This is a genomic window from Kitasatospora sp. NPDC057198 (genome assembly GCF_042670125.1).
Lineage (GTDB): Bacteria > Actinomycetota > Actinomycetes > Streptomycetales > Streptomycetaceae > Kitasatospora.
Genome location: NZ_JBHUWH010000021.1, coordinates 23,000 through 37,045, shown reverse-complemented (window position 1 = coordinate 37,045; position 14,046 = coordinate 23,000). Strand labels below are relative to the sequence as shown.

Below are 14,046 nucleotides of genomic sequence, written 5' to 3'. Positions count from 1 at the left end.
CCCGCCACACCTGGAACTCAAGGTGTGGCGGGGGCCCTTCCGCGTCCTCGCAGGCAGCGTCCGCTCAGTCCGCCGCCCGCCGCACCGGGAACCCGTGCGCCCGCGAGACGACCACCACGGCCAGCACCGGCACCAGCAGCGCCAGCACGATCCAGGGGAACGAGCCCACCCCGGCCGGCCCCAGCAGCAGGCCGCCCGCGATGCCGCCCGCGGCCATCGCCACGTTCCACAGCACCACCAGGATCGCCTGCGCGGCGTCCGCGGCCTCGCCGCCCGCCTGCCCGGCGGCCGTCTGCAGCAAGGTCGGCACCCCGCCCCAGCCCAGACCCCAGAGCGCGGCGGCGACGTAGACCAGCAGGTGGGTGTGCGAGAACGCGCCCAGCACCGCGACCGAGGCCCCGACCAGCAGGGTGCTCGCGACCGTCAGGGTACGCAGGTGGCGCGAGATGTAGGCGCCGACCAGCCAGATGCTGATCAGGCAGGCCACTCCGAAGACCAGCAGCACCGCGTCGGTCCGGTCGCCCATCCCGACGTGGTCCAGGAAGGTCGCGACGTACGCGTACAGGAGGGTGTGCGCCAGCACGAAGACCAGCATCACGAAGAGCACCGGCGTCACGCCGGGCACCTTCAGGGTGCTGCGCACCGGGATCTTGCCGCCGGCCGTCTGCCCGGGGTAGTCCGGTACCACGGTGGCGATCCAGACGAGCAACAGCACGGTCAGGCCGGTCATCGTGTAGAAGGCGGTCCGCCAGGAGGCCACCTGGCCGATGAAGGTGCCGGCGGGCACGCCGACGGAGAGCGCGACCGGGATACCGGCCATCGCGACGGCGATCGCCCGGCCCTCCAGCGCGGGCGCGACCATCCGGCGGGCGTACCCGGCCAGCAGCGCCCAGGCCAGGCCGGCGGCCACGCCGGCGACGAACCGGGCGACCAGGGTGAGCGCGTAGTCGCTGGAGAGGGCGGTCACGGTGTTGGCGACCGCGAAACCGGCCATCGCCGTCAGCAGCAGCCGCTTGCGCCGCCACCCGGCGGTGGCGGTGGCCAGCGGGATGGTGGTCAGCACGGTGCCCAGCGCGTAGATGGTCACCGTCTGACCGGTGGCCGACTGGCTGACGTGCAGGCCGGAGCTCATCGCGGGCAGCAGGCCCGCGGGCAGGGTCTCGGTGAGACTGGTGATGAACACCGCGACGGCCAGCGCGAGCAGCGCCGCCATCGGGAGCTTCTGGTTCGCGGCCGACGGGGTGTCGGAATCGGTCGGCGGGGTGGCGGGATCGGTCGGCGGAGCGGTGGCGGTGCCGGCGGGCGGCTGGGTGCGACTCATGATGGGATGCTGGAACCTTCCATTGGTGTCAGGGTGAAGCCCTGCGGGCCGGCCGGCCTGGCCGGACGGAGCGTCAGAGCCGCAGTGCGTGGATGCCGCCGTCGACGGAGAGAATCGTCCCGACCGTTCCGGTGGCGTCCAGGGCCAGGTAGGCGATCGCCTCGCCGACCTCCTGCGGACGGGCCAGCCGGCCCAGCGGGTGGCGCTCGTTCAGCGTCTCGCGGGCCGCCGCCGGGTCCGGGGTGAGCGCCAGCACCCGCTGGATCCACGGGGTGTCCACGGCGCCGGGGGCGACCGCGTTGACCCGGATGCCCTCGCGCACGTGGTCGGCGGCCATCGCCAGGGTCAGGCCCTGCACGGCGCCCTTGGAAGCGGAGTAGAGGGCGCGGTTGACCACCCCGGTCCAGCCGAAGATCGAGCAGGTGTTGACGATCGCGGCGACGGGGGAGCGGCGCAGGTGCGGCAGCGCGGCCCGGGCCAGACGCACCATGCCGACGACGTTGACGTCCATGACCCGGTGCCACTCCTCGTCGTCGTTGTCGGCGACGGTGCCCTGGGCGGCTATGCCCGCGTTGTTCACCACGATGTCGATCCGGCCGAAGCGCTCGGCGGCCTCGGCGACGGCGCGGCGCACCGAGGCGTCGTCGGTCACGTCGCAGGCGATGCCGAGGGCCGGTCCGGTGACCTCCTCGGGCTTCAGGTCCAGGGCGGCGACGCGCACGCCCCGGGCGGTCAGCGCGGCCGCGGCGGCCGCTCCGATGCCGGAGGCGCCACCGCTGACCAGGGCGACGGGGGAGCCGGAGTTCTGTGCTTCGCTGCTGGCGGCCACGACGGGCGCCTCCTTGACGGGTAGGGGTGCGGTGGCGGGGTGCCGGTGCGGAGCCCGCTCAGTGCGTGGCGAGCCGTCCCAGACGGCGGATCAGCGGGTGCGTGCCCTCGCCGTCGGTCACGCCCGCGGTGCGGCGTGCCCACCAGGCGGAGGCGGCGTTGGAGGTCAGCAGGGTGCGTCGGTCGTCCTCGCGGGCCAGCTCGGCCACCGCGGTCAGGGTCGCCATGCCGGTGCCGGTGAAGAGGACCGTCTCGTCCTCGGGCAGCTCCGCCGCCCGCACCCGGTCCAGGATGGTTTCGGTGGTGACCAGGTACGGGTTGAAGTGCTGGTCCTCGTCCCGCGGCTGCGGGCCGGCGGGGGTCACGATCACCTCGTTCACGGTCAGACCGGCCTGCTCCCAGAAGGAGCGGGATATGTCGGTGAGCCAGGGCGCGTACGGCGTGACCAGGGTCAGCCGCTCGGTGCCGATCGCCGAGAGCAGGTCGAGGATCGCCTGCGAGGAGGAGCGGACCGGGAACCCGAAGCGCTCCGAGAGCTCCGCCAGGAACTCCCGGTCACCAGCGGGGCCCAGCAGGTAGTGCGAGGCGTTGCAGGCCACCACCGCGGCGTCCAACCGCAACTGCCCGAAGGTGGAGAGCACCTCCGGGAGGACCTTGTTGTACATCTCCATCGTTTCCCGTGTGAATTCCTTGGTCACCGGAAAGCGAGTGGTGTAGACATTCATCTCGGAGCCGAGCAGCTGCATGAACTCGGGCTCGGCGACCGGGTTTTCCGGTGGCACCAGCAGGCCGAAGCGAGGCAGTCCGAAGATATCCATGGCGGCACGCTAACAGCGGGAGACGGCCCGGTGAGGCGACGGGGAGCGACCCTGACACTCCCTCACGCGAAATCTCAAGATCTTGACATCCCGACAATTGCTTGACATTTCCCGACGGCGATCAAATGCCGTTGATTTAACTCGTCGAGCAGTTCGTGACATCGGGGCGGTGCGGTCGTCGGGCCCGGCATGCATCCTCGGACGGAGTCGTCCGACGACCCGGCGAACCTTTGCGGTCACAGCCCTACCCTGTGCGCATGGAACTTCCGGAGCGCCTCGCCACCCTGCGCGCCCTCGCCGCCGACGGCTCGGCCTTCCCGCCCGGCCAACTCGCCGCGCTCGCCGTCGAGACGGACCTCCCGCTCGCCGACCTGTACGCGGCGGCCGGCCGCGAGGTGCCGGCCGAACTGCTGCCGCCGGAGCGCGACGGCCGCACGCTGCGCGACTTCGCCCACCTGGTCTGCTACTGCGACCACCGGCAGTCGGCCGCGATCGAGGCGTACATCCGCGCGCTCCCGCCGGTACCGGACGCCCCGCGCCGGGCCGTCCCGCTGCCGTTCTCCCCGTGGATGAGCGAGGCCGAAGTGGATGCCGCCGAGCACGGGTTCGCCGCCACCCTGCTCGCGATGATCCGCAACCGCGGCTTCTCGCTCCACACCCTCCCCTTCATGGGGCTGTCCCGGAGCACCGTCCTCGACATGGTCCGGTCCTGGGAGCCGAACGAGCACCGCAAGTACCAACTCCTCGGCCTCACCGGCGGATTGGGCTGGCCGCTGCCCGAACTGTTCGCCCTCGCCGGCGAGCCCTGGTCGCCCGGCTTCCGCCCGCACTCGTCCTGCCGCCACGCCGGCCGGGTGTACGCGGCAGCCGCCCACCTGACCACCGAGCAACTGACCGCGGCAGCGGCGGAAGTGGCCCGGCTGAACACGGCCCTGCCCCGCGGCGTCTGGCAGCCCGAGTACCCGGACCGCACCGGCGAATGCCCGGACTTCGCCTGAACCACCCCGCCGGGCACCGGCTCCGGCCGACCCGGACAATCACCACTGTGGGGCCGGTCGGGTGCCGGCGCGGACCAGGAGGTGGCGGAGTGCCGGACGACGGAAGCGGCGTCGACGAGTCGTTGGTGGCGGCGGCCCGGGAGCGGCTGCGCGCGGGGGCGGCACCGTCCGCGGTGTGCGGCAAACTCGCCGCGCGGACCCCGCGGTGGTCGGAGGCGGCCGTGGCCGTCGGGGTGGCCCGGGGGACGGCGGAGGCGGAGTTGCGCGAGCGGCTCGCCGGGTACGAGCAGGCGCAGGACGAGTTCCACCCGGGCGAGGAGGAGGACTACGGCCACCTGCTGGAGATGTGCGGCGTGTTCGACGTCCCCGAACGGCTCGACGAGCGGGAGGAGGAGATCGCCGGGCACCTGCGGGCCGCGTGGGACGCCATGGGCGGCCTGGGCAGCGGCTACGCCATCAGCCTCTCCCGGCGGTTCGTCAAGGGCGAGCTGTCCTCCGCCTTCCGGATGCTCGCCCGCTTCGGCCCGCGCCAGGACCGCGGCCGGCCCGCCGAGTTCTGGGCCGCCATGGTGGCCGCGGGCGAACTCCTCGACTCGGCGGACGGGGACGAGCGCGAGACGGTGGCCCGGGTGCTCGCCGAGAGCCGGCGGCACCTGGCCGAAGCCACCCGCTGACGGGCGGCCCCGGGCGGGCGTCAGTGCAGGTTGGCCGTGAACGGGTGGGTGTGGTCGGCCGGGCAGGTGAAGATCCGCAGTTCGCCCCAGCGGCCGACGACGATGCCCGCCGTGTCGTCGCTGGCGATCGTGAAGAGCAGCGTCATCGGGGTTCCGCAGCGCTCGCAGCTGAGCGTGCTCGGGTGGTTGAGGTGCCAGGTCGGCCAGCCGCCGAGTTTCCAGCCGGCGACCCGGGTGATCACGTCCTTGCCCCCGGGGTCGGTGTCCTTCACCAACTGCCGCAGGGCGGGCTGGAGTTCGGGCGGAAGCTCCTCACGGTAGGGGAAGTCGGTGAGGTGCTCCACCGAGAAGACGCACGGCTCCGGCAGGAACTCGTCCTCGTAGTACTCCGGCGGCTCCGGGGGGAGCGCCGTCCCGGCCGCGGAGAGCTCGGCGGCGTCCCGCCAGCGGAGTTCGACCACCGGGCACAGGTCGGCCTGGCCGACCGGCGCCTCCCAGTGCTCGACGGGGCACCAGAGCACCTGCAGCAGGTCCGCCCCGGCGGGCCACCACGGGCCGGGCACGTCACGGGCGTGGAGCTGGGCCAGTGGGACCATCACCAGCGGCCCGTTCTCGTGCGGCCCGTCCTCCTCCTCGACCGGGCACACGGGCCACGGCTCGCCGGCGGGCCACAGCAGCGGGCCGCCGATCGAGCTGTCGGCGGGCCCGGGTGCCCCGGGTTCGAGCCACAGCCGGGCGGCCGCGCGGCCGTGTGGTGCGAGTTCCGGCATGCGCGCCAGGATCTCCTCCGTGGAGGGACGCTGATGATCCACCGATGGGCCTTCCGAACCGTGCGACGAACGAACGCGCACACGCTACTGCCGGACACCGACGTCCGGGCGGCCGTCCGGACGGAGCGGGGTCGTCCGCCGCGCGGGCTACTCCGCGAGCGACCGGGCGTACGGCTTGAGCATCCCGGCGACCTGCGCGCCGCGCAGCACGCTCGGGTAGTCGCGGTAGTGCTTGACCTTGCCGTCGACCACCCGGATCACGCCGACCGAGGAGAGGAAGGAGAACGGCTCCCCGCTGGCGCTGTTCCGACCGTCGACGGTGAACTCGACGGTGACGGTCTCCGGGTCGGTGCTCTGCAGCACCCGGGCCGAGACCCGGTCGAACTCCATCGCCCGCGACATCGGGCTGTCGCGCACCAGCAGCGCGCGGACCGCGTCGATGCCCTCGAACCGCGACGGCGCGCCCGCCAGCGAGAAGGGCAGCTCGTACACGCCGTCGGCCGCGAACTCGTCGACGAACGCCGAGCGGTCCTTGGTCTCCATGGCCGTCCGCAGCCGCTCGACGACCTGTGCGGGGGTGAACGTCACAAGGCACTCCAGGGTGATGGCCGGGGCCGAATCGCCCGGCCCCGGGATAGGGTGGAAAAATCGAGGATCGACTCCGTTTCAACGATACGGAGAGATCCCTCCGGAAGTCAACGGCCGAACCACCCGCCAGAGGAGGCAGGATGACACCCCCCGGAACGGCGGCCCCGCCGAACGCGCCGCAGCGGGCCGACGCCCGGCGCAACCGGGCGCACCTCCTGCGGGTTGCCGGGGAGTTGCTGGCCGCCGACGGCCTGCGGGTCTCCTTCGACGACCTGGCCCACCACGCGGGGGTCGGCGTCGGCACCGTCTACCGGCACTTCCCGACCAAGAACGACCTGTTCCGCGCCGTCCTCGCCGACGGCGTCCGCCGGATGACCGCCGAGGCCCGCCGACTCGCCCGGGGCGACGACCCGGCCGGGGCGCTGCTCGGCCTCTTCCGGCGGCTGGCCGAGCAGGCCGCGCTCAACAGGGCGCTGTGCGAGGGCTTCGAGGCGCTGGACGGCGACCCGGGGCCGGACGGCGACCCGGAGGCCCGGCGCGACTTCCTGGCCGCGCTCGACGAACTGCTCATCCGCGCCCAGGCCACCGGCACGATCCGGGCCGACCTCGACGCGGCCGACCTGCGGGCCCTGGTGGTGGGCGCGGCGACCGCCGAACGGACCCGCGCCGACAATGACCGCCCGGGGCGGATCACCGCCCTGCTCGCCTCCGTCCTGCTGGCCGAGGGCGCCGCCGGTGGCACCGCTGTCACGAAACCCCCGGCGGCAGGACCGGAACGGAACGGGAGTAACGAAACGTTCCGTTACGTCGATGCGGACGGCACGACCCCGGGCACCGTCCCGGGCACGGCCCCGGGTGCCGTCCGCTGCGAGGTGTGCGGCCGCCCCGTCGCAGCGGCCCGCACCGGGCGGCCCGCCCGCTTCTGCGGGGCCGCCTGCCGGCAGAAGGCGCACCGCCTGCGTCGCGCCGGCGGTGCCCCGTAGCCTGCCCGGCAGGGTCGTCGGAACCGTACGCGGGGGCTGAAGTGCGCTGGCGGGAGGGGGAACCGGGGTACGGGGGGCGGAACCCGGAGAGGTGGGAGCCGGACCACGAGGACACCGGCCCCCAAGTGCTTCTGGACGGAATCGAGTTGATCGGCCGCAAGCCCTCCGCCGTCGAGGCGGACCTGTTCCGCCACGCCGAGCAGCACCAGCTCGACCCGTGCTGCAACCGGCTCGGGAAGCCGGGCCCGGCCGACCTCGGCGTGTGGGTGTGGGCGGAGCGGGCCGGGCGCGGCACGGTCGTCGGGGCCCGGTTCGGCACCGGGCGCGGGGAGTGCGACGGCTGCTGGCCCCGCCCGGGACACCGCCGGCCGGCGGCTGCGACAATCGCGCCCATGAACGCAGTCGACGCCCCGGCGCAGGCCCTCCGCTCGCCGCGGATCACCCGTCTGGAGTGGGGCCTGATGGAGGTCGAGGGCCTCGCCCCCGGCAAGGACTTCGTGCTGTACCCGGGCGGCGGCCACCCCTGGGACTGGAGCGTCCACGGCACCCGGCACGTCCCCGGCGTCCAGCCCGGCGATGTGCGGGAACTCCTCGGCCGGGGCGCCGAGGTGGTCGTCCTCACCCTCGGCACGGACCGCGTCCTGCGGATCGACCCGGCCACCCTGGAACTCCTCGCCGCCGCCGGGGTGGAGGTGCACACCGCCGACACCCGGGCCGCCGTCGAGCTCTACCACGCCCTTGCCGAGACCCGCCCGACCGGCGCCCTCTTCCACTCCACCTGCTGACACCCCCGACCAGACCCGACCAGACCCGCCGAGACCCGCCGAGACCCGCCGAGACCCGCCCCCCAGGTGATCAGATGTCCGCGGAACACGCCGCCTTCTCCGTCCACCGCGCCCTGCCGCAGGTGGAACTCCTCGACGCCCGCTACGTCGAGCACGCCTTCGGCCGGCACACCCACGACACGTACGTGATCGCCGCCATCACCGAGGGCGTCGAGGAGTTCCAGTACGGCGGCGGCACCGAACGCGCCGGGGTCGGCAGCGTCGCGCTCGTCAACCCCGACGTCGTCGTCACCGGCCACGCCGGCGTGCCCGAGGGCTGGGGCTACCGGGTGCTCTACCCGGCCGTGGAGAGCGTCCTCGACGCCGCCGACGACCTGCGGCCCGCCGGCACCGGGACACCCGCCTTCACCACCGCCGTCGCCGACGACGGCGAACTCGCCCGCCTCGTCCACGCCGTGCACGGAGCCGTCGGACGGGACGACCCGCTCGCCGCCTCCACCGCCTTCCGCCTGCTGGTCGCCCGCCTGCTGCGCACCCACGCCGCACCCAGCACCACCCCGCGCGTCGCCTCCGCCGGCTCCCCGGCCGTCGCCCGCGCCCGCGAACTCCTGCACGCCCGGCTCGTCGACCCGCCCAGCCTGGACGAGTTGGCCGCCGCCGTCGGCACCCGGCCCTTCCCGCTGCTGCGCGCCTTCCGCGACGCCCACGGCCTGCCGCCGCACGCCTGGCTCAACCAGCAGCGCGTCACCGCCGCCCGCTCCCTGCTGCGCCGCGGCGTGCCACCGGCCGAAGCGGCCGTCGCCGTCGGCTTCGTCGACCAGGCCCACCTGGCCCGGCACTTCCGCCGCAGCGTCGGCGTCCCGCCCGGGGCCTACCGCCGGGCCGTGCAAGAACGTACAAGATTTCCGGTGCCCGCCCGCGACACCCTGGGGGCATGACCACCAGCACCCAACCGCCCGGCGTCGCCGGGTACTTCGCCCCACCCGCCCGAGCCGTGCTCCGGGACTCCCTCACCGTCGGGGCCACCGTCGGGATCGCCGGGTTCGCCTTCGGCGCGGCCGGCGCCGGCGCCCACCTGACCGTGACCCAGACCTGCGCGCTCAGCCTGCTGGTCTTCAGCGGGGCCAGCCAGTTCGCGCTGGTCGCCGCGTTCGCCGCCGGCGCCGCCCCGGTGGCCGCCGTGGCCGGGGCGCTCTTCCTCGGCGTCCGCAACGCCTTCTACGGGATGCGACTGGCCGAACGCCTGCAACTCCCGTCCGTGCTCAAGCCGTTGGCCGCCCAGCTGGTCATCGACGAGACCGCCGCCGTCACCCTCGCCCAGCCCGACCGGCGCACCGCCCGGCTCGGCTTCACCGCCACCGGCGTCAGCCTCTTCGCCCTGTGGAACCTCAGCACCCTGCTCGGCGCGCTCGGCGCCGACGCCCTCGGCGACCCGGCCCGCTACGGACTCGACGCCGCCGGACCGGCCGTCTTCCTCGCCCTGCTCGCCCCCCGGCTGCGCGACCCGCACGAACGCCGGGTGGCCGCCGCCGCCGTCCTGCTGGTCCTGGCCGCGACGCCGCTCCTGCCCGCCGGCGTCCCCGTGCTGCTGGCCCTCGCCGCCGTCCCGCTGGCCGGCCTGCTGCGCGGGAGGGCGGCCCGATGACCGTCTGGACCGCCGTCCTGGCCACCGCCGCCGGCTGCTACCTGCTCAAACTCCTCGGCCTGGCCGTCCCCGCCCGCCTGCTCGACCGCCCGGCCGTGCGCACCTTCGCCACCCTGGCCCCGGTCGCCCTGCTCGCCGCCCTCACCGCGCAGCAGACCTTCGCCCACGGCCCCCACCTCACCCTCGACGCCCGCGCCGCCGGCCTCGCCGCCGCCACCCTCGCCCTCTGGCGCCGGGCCCCGTTCCTGCTGGTGGTGCTCGCCGCGATCGTCGTCACCGCCCTGGTCCGACTGGCCTGACCGGGGCCCGGCCGGGCCGGCGCTTGACCCTGACGCCGGCGGCAGGGTTCCACGATGGCCGCATGACGAACCAACAGCGGGTGGCCGCGGTCACCGGAGCGGGCAGCGGCATCGGACGGGCGACGGCACGGGCTCTCGCCGAACAGGGCGTGCGGGTCCTGGCCGTCGGACGGCGGGCCGAGGCGCTCGCGGAGACGGCACGCGGACAGGACGGCATCGACCCCTGGCCGCAGGACATCACGGCGCCCGGGGCGGGACGGCGGCTCGCCGAGACGCTCGCCGAGCGGTACGGGCGGCTGGACGTGCTGGTCAACAACGCGGGCGTGGTGCGCAGCGCCCCGTTGGGCCAGGTCCGGCGGGCGGCGCTCGAGGAGCAGTTGGCGACCAACCTGACCGCCCCCGTCCTGCTCACCCGGGCCGTCCTGCCACTGCTCACCGCCGCCCGCGGCGTCGTCGTCAACGTCAGCACGTCCGTCGGCCAGCGCGGCTGGCCGGGCAACTCGGTGTACGCGGCCAGCAAGGCCGCCCTCGACACGCTCACCCGCAGCTGGGCCGTCGAACTCGCCCCGCACGGCGTCCGGGTGGTCGCCGTCGCCCCTGGCCCGATCGACACCCCCATCGCCGACCACCTCCCGCCCGAACGCCTCGCCGAACTCCGGGCCTGGCAGCTCGCCCACACCCCGCTCGGCCGGATCGGCCGGGCGGAGGAGGTCGCCTGGGCGATCTGCCGACTCGCCGAACCCGCCGCCGGGTTCGTCACCGGGGTGGTCCTGCCGGTCGACGGCGGCGCGGTGGTGGGATGATCGGCCGGGTGAGGATCGGTCAACTGGCGGCGCAGACGGGCACCACGCCCCGGGCCGTCCGCCACTACGAGCAGGCGGGCCTGATCGGCTCGGAACGCGCCGCCAACGGCTACCGGGTCTACGGGCCCGGCGCCGTCACCCGCGTCCGCAACATCCGGGCCCTGCTCGCGGCCGGCCTCACCCTGGACGACATCCGCCCCCTGCTGCCCTGCCTCGACGGCGACGACGTCACCGCCCACCCGCCCAGCCCCCGGATGCTCGCACTGGCCCGCGAACGCCTCGCCGCGATGGACCGCCGCATCGCCGAACAGACCGCCCTGCGCGACCGCCTGGCGGCGGCCCTGGGAGATACCTGACCGGAGCGCGCATCCAGGGGCTCGGGCAGAACGGCGGGAGGCGAAACCAGGGGCTCGGGGAACGGCGAGCCCGTGGCTGCTGACGGTGCACTGCCGTGGCGCGCATCTGCTTCTGGTTCTGTCACAGACACGCAGCAGCACGGACACTTCGATGGGCTCCGGCCGTCAGCAGCACGGCCCCGCCGTTCCCCGGGCCCCTGATTGTGCATGCCCGTCTGCCGACAGTTCCCCGGGCCCCTGGTGGTGCATGCCCGTCTGCCGACAGTGCCCCGGGCCCCTGACGGCGCTCGGCCGCGTCCGACATGAATCGCGTGTCTCCGGGCACCCGTCGGGCGGACGACGGAGGAGGAGAGATGGACGGCAACGGACGTGCCCCCTGGGGGAGTCGGCGCGGGATGCGGATGCTGGCGCTCGCCGGTGGCGGCGGCACCGTGCTCCTGTTCGCCCTGGCACTGCTCGCGCGGGCGCAGGGCAACCCGCACTGGGTCGGGCTGCTGGTCATCGCGGCCGCCCTGGCAGCCTTCTGGGCGGTGATGCTCCCGCTGGCCCGCCGCAAGGGGAAGGTCTGACTACGCGCCCGGGAGGTCGGCGGGGACGAGGAGTTGGAGGTCCTCGGTGGTGGGGGAGGGGAGGTGGGCGACCCGGGAGGCGTGCCGTTCGACCATGGTTTCGAAGACCTGGCGGGCGGTGCGGCCGTTGCCGAAGCCGGTGGAGCGGTCGATGGCGGTGAAGTGGCCGAGCAGGGCCGACTCGGTGGCCTCGGAGAGGCGGTACTCGTGCTCGGCGGCCTGGGCGCGGGCGATGTCGAGGAGTTCGTCGGCGGTGTAGTCGGGGAAGGTGACGGTGCGTGAGAATCGGGAGGAGAGGCCGGGGTTGGCGGCCAGGAAGCGCTCCATCTCGGCGGTGTAGCCGGCCACGATGACGACCACCTCGTCCCGGTGGTCCTCCATCAGCTTGACCAGGGTGTCGATGGCTTCCCGGCCGAAGTCCCGGCCGCCGTCCTCGGGGGCGAGCGCGTACGCCTCGTCGATGAACAGCACGCCGCCGCGGGCCCGGTCGAAGGCGGCGGCGGTGCGGATCGCGGTGGAGCCGATGTGCTCGCCGACCAGGTCCAGCCGGGCGACCTCGACCAGGTGGCCGCGTTGCAGGACGCCGAGCGAGGCGAGGATCTCGCCGTACAGGCGGGCCACGGTGGTCTTGCCGGTGCCGGGGGCGCCGGTGAAGACCAGGTGGCGGCGCGGGGAGGGCGCCTTGAGGCCCGCGCGCTGCCGGGCCCGGCCGACCGAGATCAGGTCGATCAGGGTGCGCACCTCCTGCTTGACGGTGGCCAGGCCGACCAGCGCGTCCAGTTCGGCGAGCGCCACCTCGGCCGGGCGGCAGTCCGGGATCGGGGCGATCACGGCGACGGGCGGGGAAGCGGACGCGGCCGGCTGGGCCAGGGTGGCCAGCGGGGGAGGGGTGGACGGGACGGCGGACGGAACGGGAGCCGGGACGGACGCGGGCGGCACGGGCAGCGGCGCCGCGTCGTCCGAGGTGCAGCCCTCGGCCAGCGGGCCCGGCTCGGAGAACTCGAACCCGGCGCGGGTGTTGCGTTCGGCCCGGCAGCGCACCAGCTTCGTCCGGCAGCCGTCGATCACGTGGAAGCCGAAGCCGCCGCCCTGCGAGACCCGCACCTCCTCGAACTCGCCGCGGCCCTGCGCCGACACGTACACCCCGGCCTCGCTCGCGCCGCGCACCGTGCACCCGCGCAGCACCGGGTCGGCGCCCTTGGTGACGATCACGCCGGTCGCCACGTCCGCGATCTCGCAGTCGGTGAGCAGGCCGCCGGAGCCGTGGTCGCGGAACCACAGGCCGGTGCCCGCGCCCTGGATCCGGCAGCCCGACAGGTCGGCGCTCGCGCCGCCGCTGACCGACACCGCCGAGGAGCGGATGGTGCTGAACGAGCAGTCCCGGACGGCCGCCGAGGAGCCCTGGTCGAGGACGAACAGCGCGTCGGGGAGGTCGTCCAGGGCGCAGTCGGCCAGCTCCAGGGCCGCGCCGTCGCTCACCCACAGCGCCGGGTAGTCGCCCTGCGCGGAGTGGAAGCGGCAGCCCTCGGCGAGCACCTTCGTCCCGCCGTCCCACACCGACAGCGCGCCCCGGCCGAAGCCGTGCACGGTGACCTGGCGCAGCGTCAGCTTCGAGCCGCCGCGCAGGTCGGCCGCGTTCTCCGGCACCTCGTGCACCCGGCAGGAGGACAGCTCCAACTCGGCGCCGCTGTCCAGGCTCAGGCCGTTGCCGGAGACCCGGTGCACCGTGCAGTCGGTCAGCCGGCCCACCGCCTGCGCCTCGGCCTGCACGCCCGAGCCGCGCACCTCGGACACCTCGCAGCCGGTCAGCTCCGCCAGCGTCCCCGGGTCGGCCAGCAGGACGCCTGCCCCGCCGGCCCGGCGGACCTTCACCCGCTCCGCGCGCAGCCGGGAGCCGGCCAGCACCGCCACCCCGCTCTGCCCGGCGGCCGTCACCTCGCAGTCCAGCAGCTCGGCGCGGGCCTGCGCGCGCAGCCGCACCCCGAGCCCGGACGGGTTCTCCACCACGCAGTTGACCAGTTGGGCGCGGGCCCCGTCGGCCAGCTCCACGCCCACCGCGGACGAGGTCTCCACCCGGCAGTCGGCCAGCACCGCGCCGTCGGCGCCCGCCAGCAGCACCGCCGGGGCGGAGCGGTCGGAGCCCTCCACGACCAGGCCGCGCACGGTCGCGGCCGCCGTCACCGTCAGCGCGGTGCCGCCGCGCACCGCGCTCTCCGGCGGCGAGATCCGCACGCTGCCCGGGCCCTGCTCGGCGACCAGCGTCACCGGCTTGTCGACCAGCACGGCCTCGCGGAACGTGCCCGCGCGCACCGTCAGGGTGTCGCCGGGCTCGGCGACCTCCAGGGCCTCGCGGAGCGTGGCGTACTCCCCGCCGCGGCGGCGCCAACGCGAGGCGCTGTCCTGCGTGACCCGGACCCTGAGCTCACCCATGGCGATCTGTCATCCCCGCCTTCGTCAGTTGCGTCGGTTGCGTCGAGACGCTGCGCGATCGGCCCCACCGTAGCGCGCGGGGCGGGCCCGGCGGGCCGCCGCCCGGGCCGCGGCGCCGGTCCGGCGCCCGGTTCAACGACCGGGTCCGGGGGTGGTTCCGGGTGCACGGAGCTGACGGC

At 74.8% G+C, this 14,046-nt stretch carries 16 protein-coding genes; 10 read left to right on the top strand and 6 right to left on the bottom strand.

The genetic code is table 11. From position 1 onward, the window contains the following. Positions 1-64: 64 nt before the first annotated feature. From ACFUEL_RS04715 to ACFUEL_RS04705, 3 genes are all read right to left on the bottom strand, one after another. The gene (locus ACFUEL_RS04715; protein WP_380234528.1) at positions 65-1,321 is read right to left on the bottom strand and encodes an MFS transporter; all 1,257 of its coding nucleotides are present in this window, start codon (positions 1,319-1,321) and stop codon (positions 65-67) included. Positions 1,322-1,394: 73 nt separating this feature from the next. Continuing rightward, positions 1,395-2,150 (bottom strand): SDR family NAD(P)-dependent oxidoreductase, encoded by a 756-nt coding sequence (locus ACFUEL_RS04710; RefSeq protein WP_380234527.1) that lies wholly within the window; start codon positions 2,148-2,150, stop codon positions 1,395-1,397. A gap of 58 nt (positions 2,151-2,208) precedes the next feature. Next, positions 2,209-2,967, bottom strand: coding sequence for an arylmalonate decarboxylase (locus tag ACFUEL_RS04705; RefSeq protein ID WP_380234526.1), 759 nt, complete (start codon positions 2,965-2,967; stop codon positions 2,209-2,211). Between the two features lie 257 nt (positions 2,968-3,224). On the opposite strand from ACFUEL_RS04705, the gene ACFUEL_RS04700 reads away from it, so the two are divergent. Together ACFUEL_RS04700 and ACFUEL_RS04695 are read left to right on the top strand one after the other, a co-directional pair. Further along, on the top strand, positions 3,225-3,965 hold the full coding sequence (locus tag ACFUEL_RS04700; RefSeq protein WP_380234524.1) for a hypothetical protein: 741 nt from the start codon (positions 3,225-3,227) through the stop codon (positions 3,963-3,965). Positions 3,966-4,054: 89 nt separating this feature from the next. After that, on the top strand, positions 4,055-4,639 hold the full coding sequence (locus ACFUEL_RS04695) for a hypothetical protein (protein WP_380234523.1): 585 nt from the start codon (positions 4,055-4,057) through the stop codon (positions 4,637-4,639). Between the two features lie 20 nt (positions 4,640-4,659). Here ACFUEL_RS04695 and ACFUEL_RS04690 read toward each other — a convergent pair whose 3' ends face one another. Further along, on the bottom strand, positions 4,660-5,409 hold the full coding sequence (locus ACFUEL_RS04690) for a hypothetical protein (RefSeq protein WP_380234522.1): 750 nt from the start codon (positions 5,407-5,409) through the stop codon (positions 4,660-4,662). 147 nt (positions 5,410-5,556) lie between these two features. Beyond that, a complete protein-coding gene (locus tag ACFUEL_RS04685; RefSeq protein ID WP_380234521.1) occupies positions 5,557-5,997 on the bottom strand; it encodes a nuclear transport factor 2 family protein in 441 nt (146 codons plus the stop codon). 140 nt (positions 5,998-6,137) lie between these two features. On the opposite strand from ACFUEL_RS04685, the gene ACFUEL_RS04680 reads away from it, so the two are divergent. The 8 genes from ACFUEL_RS04680 to ACFUEL_RS04645 all read left to right on the top strand — a co-directional run bounded on the left by ACFUEL_RS04680 (position 6,138) and on the right by ACFUEL_RS04645 (position 11,437). Then, a complete protein-coding gene (locus ACFUEL_RS04680; RefSeq protein WP_380234520.1) occupies positions 6,138-6,980 on the top strand; it encodes a TetR/AcrR family transcriptional regulator in 843 nt (280 codons plus the stop codon). Between the two features lie 125 nt (positions 6,981-7,105). After that, positions 7,106-7,765: an MTH938/NDUFAF3 family protein gene (locus ACFUEL_RS04675; RefSeq protein ID WP_380234519.1), complete on the top strand. Its 660-nt coding sequence runs from the start codon at positions 7,106-7,108 to the stop codon at positions 7,763-7,765. A gap of 74 nt (positions 7,766-7,839) precedes the next feature. Further along, entirely contained in the window at positions 7,840-8,703 is an 864-nt protein-coding gene (locus tag ACFUEL_RS04670) for an AraC family ligand binding domain-containing protein (protein WP_380234518.1), read from the top strand. Beyond that, positions 8,700-9,410, top strand: a complete 711-nt coding sequence (locus tag ACFUEL_RS04665; RefSeq protein WP_380234517.1) for an AzlC family ABC transporter permease — start codon at positions 8,700-8,702, stop codon at positions 9,408-9,410. The genes ACFUEL_RS04670 and ACFUEL_RS04665 overlap by 4 nt, the downstream gene beginning before the upstream one ends. Further along, a complete protein-coding gene (locus ACFUEL_RS04660) occupies positions 9,407-9,709 on the top strand; it encodes an AzlD domain-containing protein (protein WP_380234516.1) in 303 nt (100 codons plus the stop codon). Before ACFUEL_RS04665 ends, ACFUEL_RS04660 begins: the two co-directional genes overlap by 4 nt. A gap of 62 nt (positions 9,710-9,771) precedes the next feature. Beyond that, on the top strand, positions 9,772-10,512 hold the full coding sequence (locus tag ACFUEL_RS04655; RefSeq protein WP_380234514.1) for an SDR family NAD(P)-dependent oxidoreductase: 741 nt from the start codon (positions 9,772-9,774) through the stop codon (positions 10,510-10,512). An 8-nt stretch (positions 10,513-10,520) separates the two neighbouring features. Then, positions 10,521-10,868 (top strand): MerR family transcriptional regulator, encoded by a 348-nt coding sequence (locus ACFUEL_RS04650; RefSeq protein ID WP_380234513.1) that lies wholly within the window; start codon positions 10,521-10,523, stop codon positions 10,866-10,868. Positions 10,869-11,221: 353 nt separating this feature from the next. Next, positions 11,222-11,437, top strand: coding sequence for a hypothetical protein (locus tag ACFUEL_RS04645; RefSeq protein ID WP_380234512.1), 216 nt, complete (start codon positions 11,222-11,224; stop codon positions 11,435-11,437). On the opposite strand, the gene ACFUEL_RS04640 is transcribed toward ACFUEL_RS04645, so the two are convergent. Next, positions 11,438-13,867 carry a right-handed parallel beta-helix repeat-containing protein gene (locus ACFUEL_RS04640; RefSeq protein WP_380234511.1) on the bottom strand — a complete coding sequence of 810 codons (2,430 nt, stop codon included), beginning with the start codon at positions 13,865-13,867 and terminating at the stop codon, positions 11,438-11,440. Positions 13,868-14,046 lie beyond the last annotated feature (179 nt).

Bases quoted from the DNA above. Each gene is read 5' to 3' on its own strand.
- ACFUEL_RS04715 (WP_380234528.1), bottom strand. From the start codon at position 1,321: ATGAGTCGCACCCAGCCGCCCGCCGGCACCGCCACCGCTCCGCCGACC.
- ACFUEL_RS04705 (WP_380234526.1), bottom strand. From the start codon at position 2,967: ATGGATATCTTCGGACTGCCTCGCTTCGGCCTGCTGGTGCCACCGGAA.
- ACFUEL_RS04700 (WP_380234524.1), top strand. From the start codon at position 3,225: ATGGAACTTCCGGAGCGCCTCGCCACCCTGCGCGCCCTCGCCGCCGAC.
- ACFUEL_RS04690 (WP_380234522.1), bottom strand. From the start codon at position 5,409: ATGCCGGAACTCGCACCACACGGCCGCGCGGCCGCCCGGCTGTGGCTC.
- ACFUEL_RS04680 (WP_380234520.1), top strand. From the start codon at position 6,138: ATGACACCCCCCGGAACGGCGGCCCCGCCGAACGCGCCGCAGCGGGCC.
- ACFUEL_RS04670 (WP_380234518.1), top strand. From the start codon at position 7,840: ATGTCCGCGGAACACGCCGCCTTCTCCGTCCACCGCGCCCTGCCGCAG.
- ACFUEL_RS04665 (WP_380234517.1), top strand. From the start codon at position 8,700: ATGACCACCAGCACCCAACCGCCCGGCGTCGCCGGGTACTTCGCCCCA.
- ACFUEL_RS04660 (WP_380234516.1), top strand. From the start codon at position 9,407: ATGACCGTCTGGACCGCCGTCCTGGCCACCGCCGCCGGCTGCTACCTG.
- ACFUEL_RS04655 (WP_380234514.1), top strand. From the start codon at position 9,772: ATGACGAACCAACAGCGGGTGGCCGCGGTCACCGGAGCGGGCAGCGGC.
- ACFUEL_RS04645 (WP_380234512.1), top strand. From the start codon at position 11,222: ATGGACGGCAACGGACGTGCCCCCTGGGGGAGTCGGCGCGGGATGCGG.
- ACFUEL_RS04640 (WP_380234511.1), bottom strand. From the start codon at position 13,867: ATGGGTGAGCTCAGGGTCCGGGTCACGCAGGACAGCGCCTCGCGTTGG.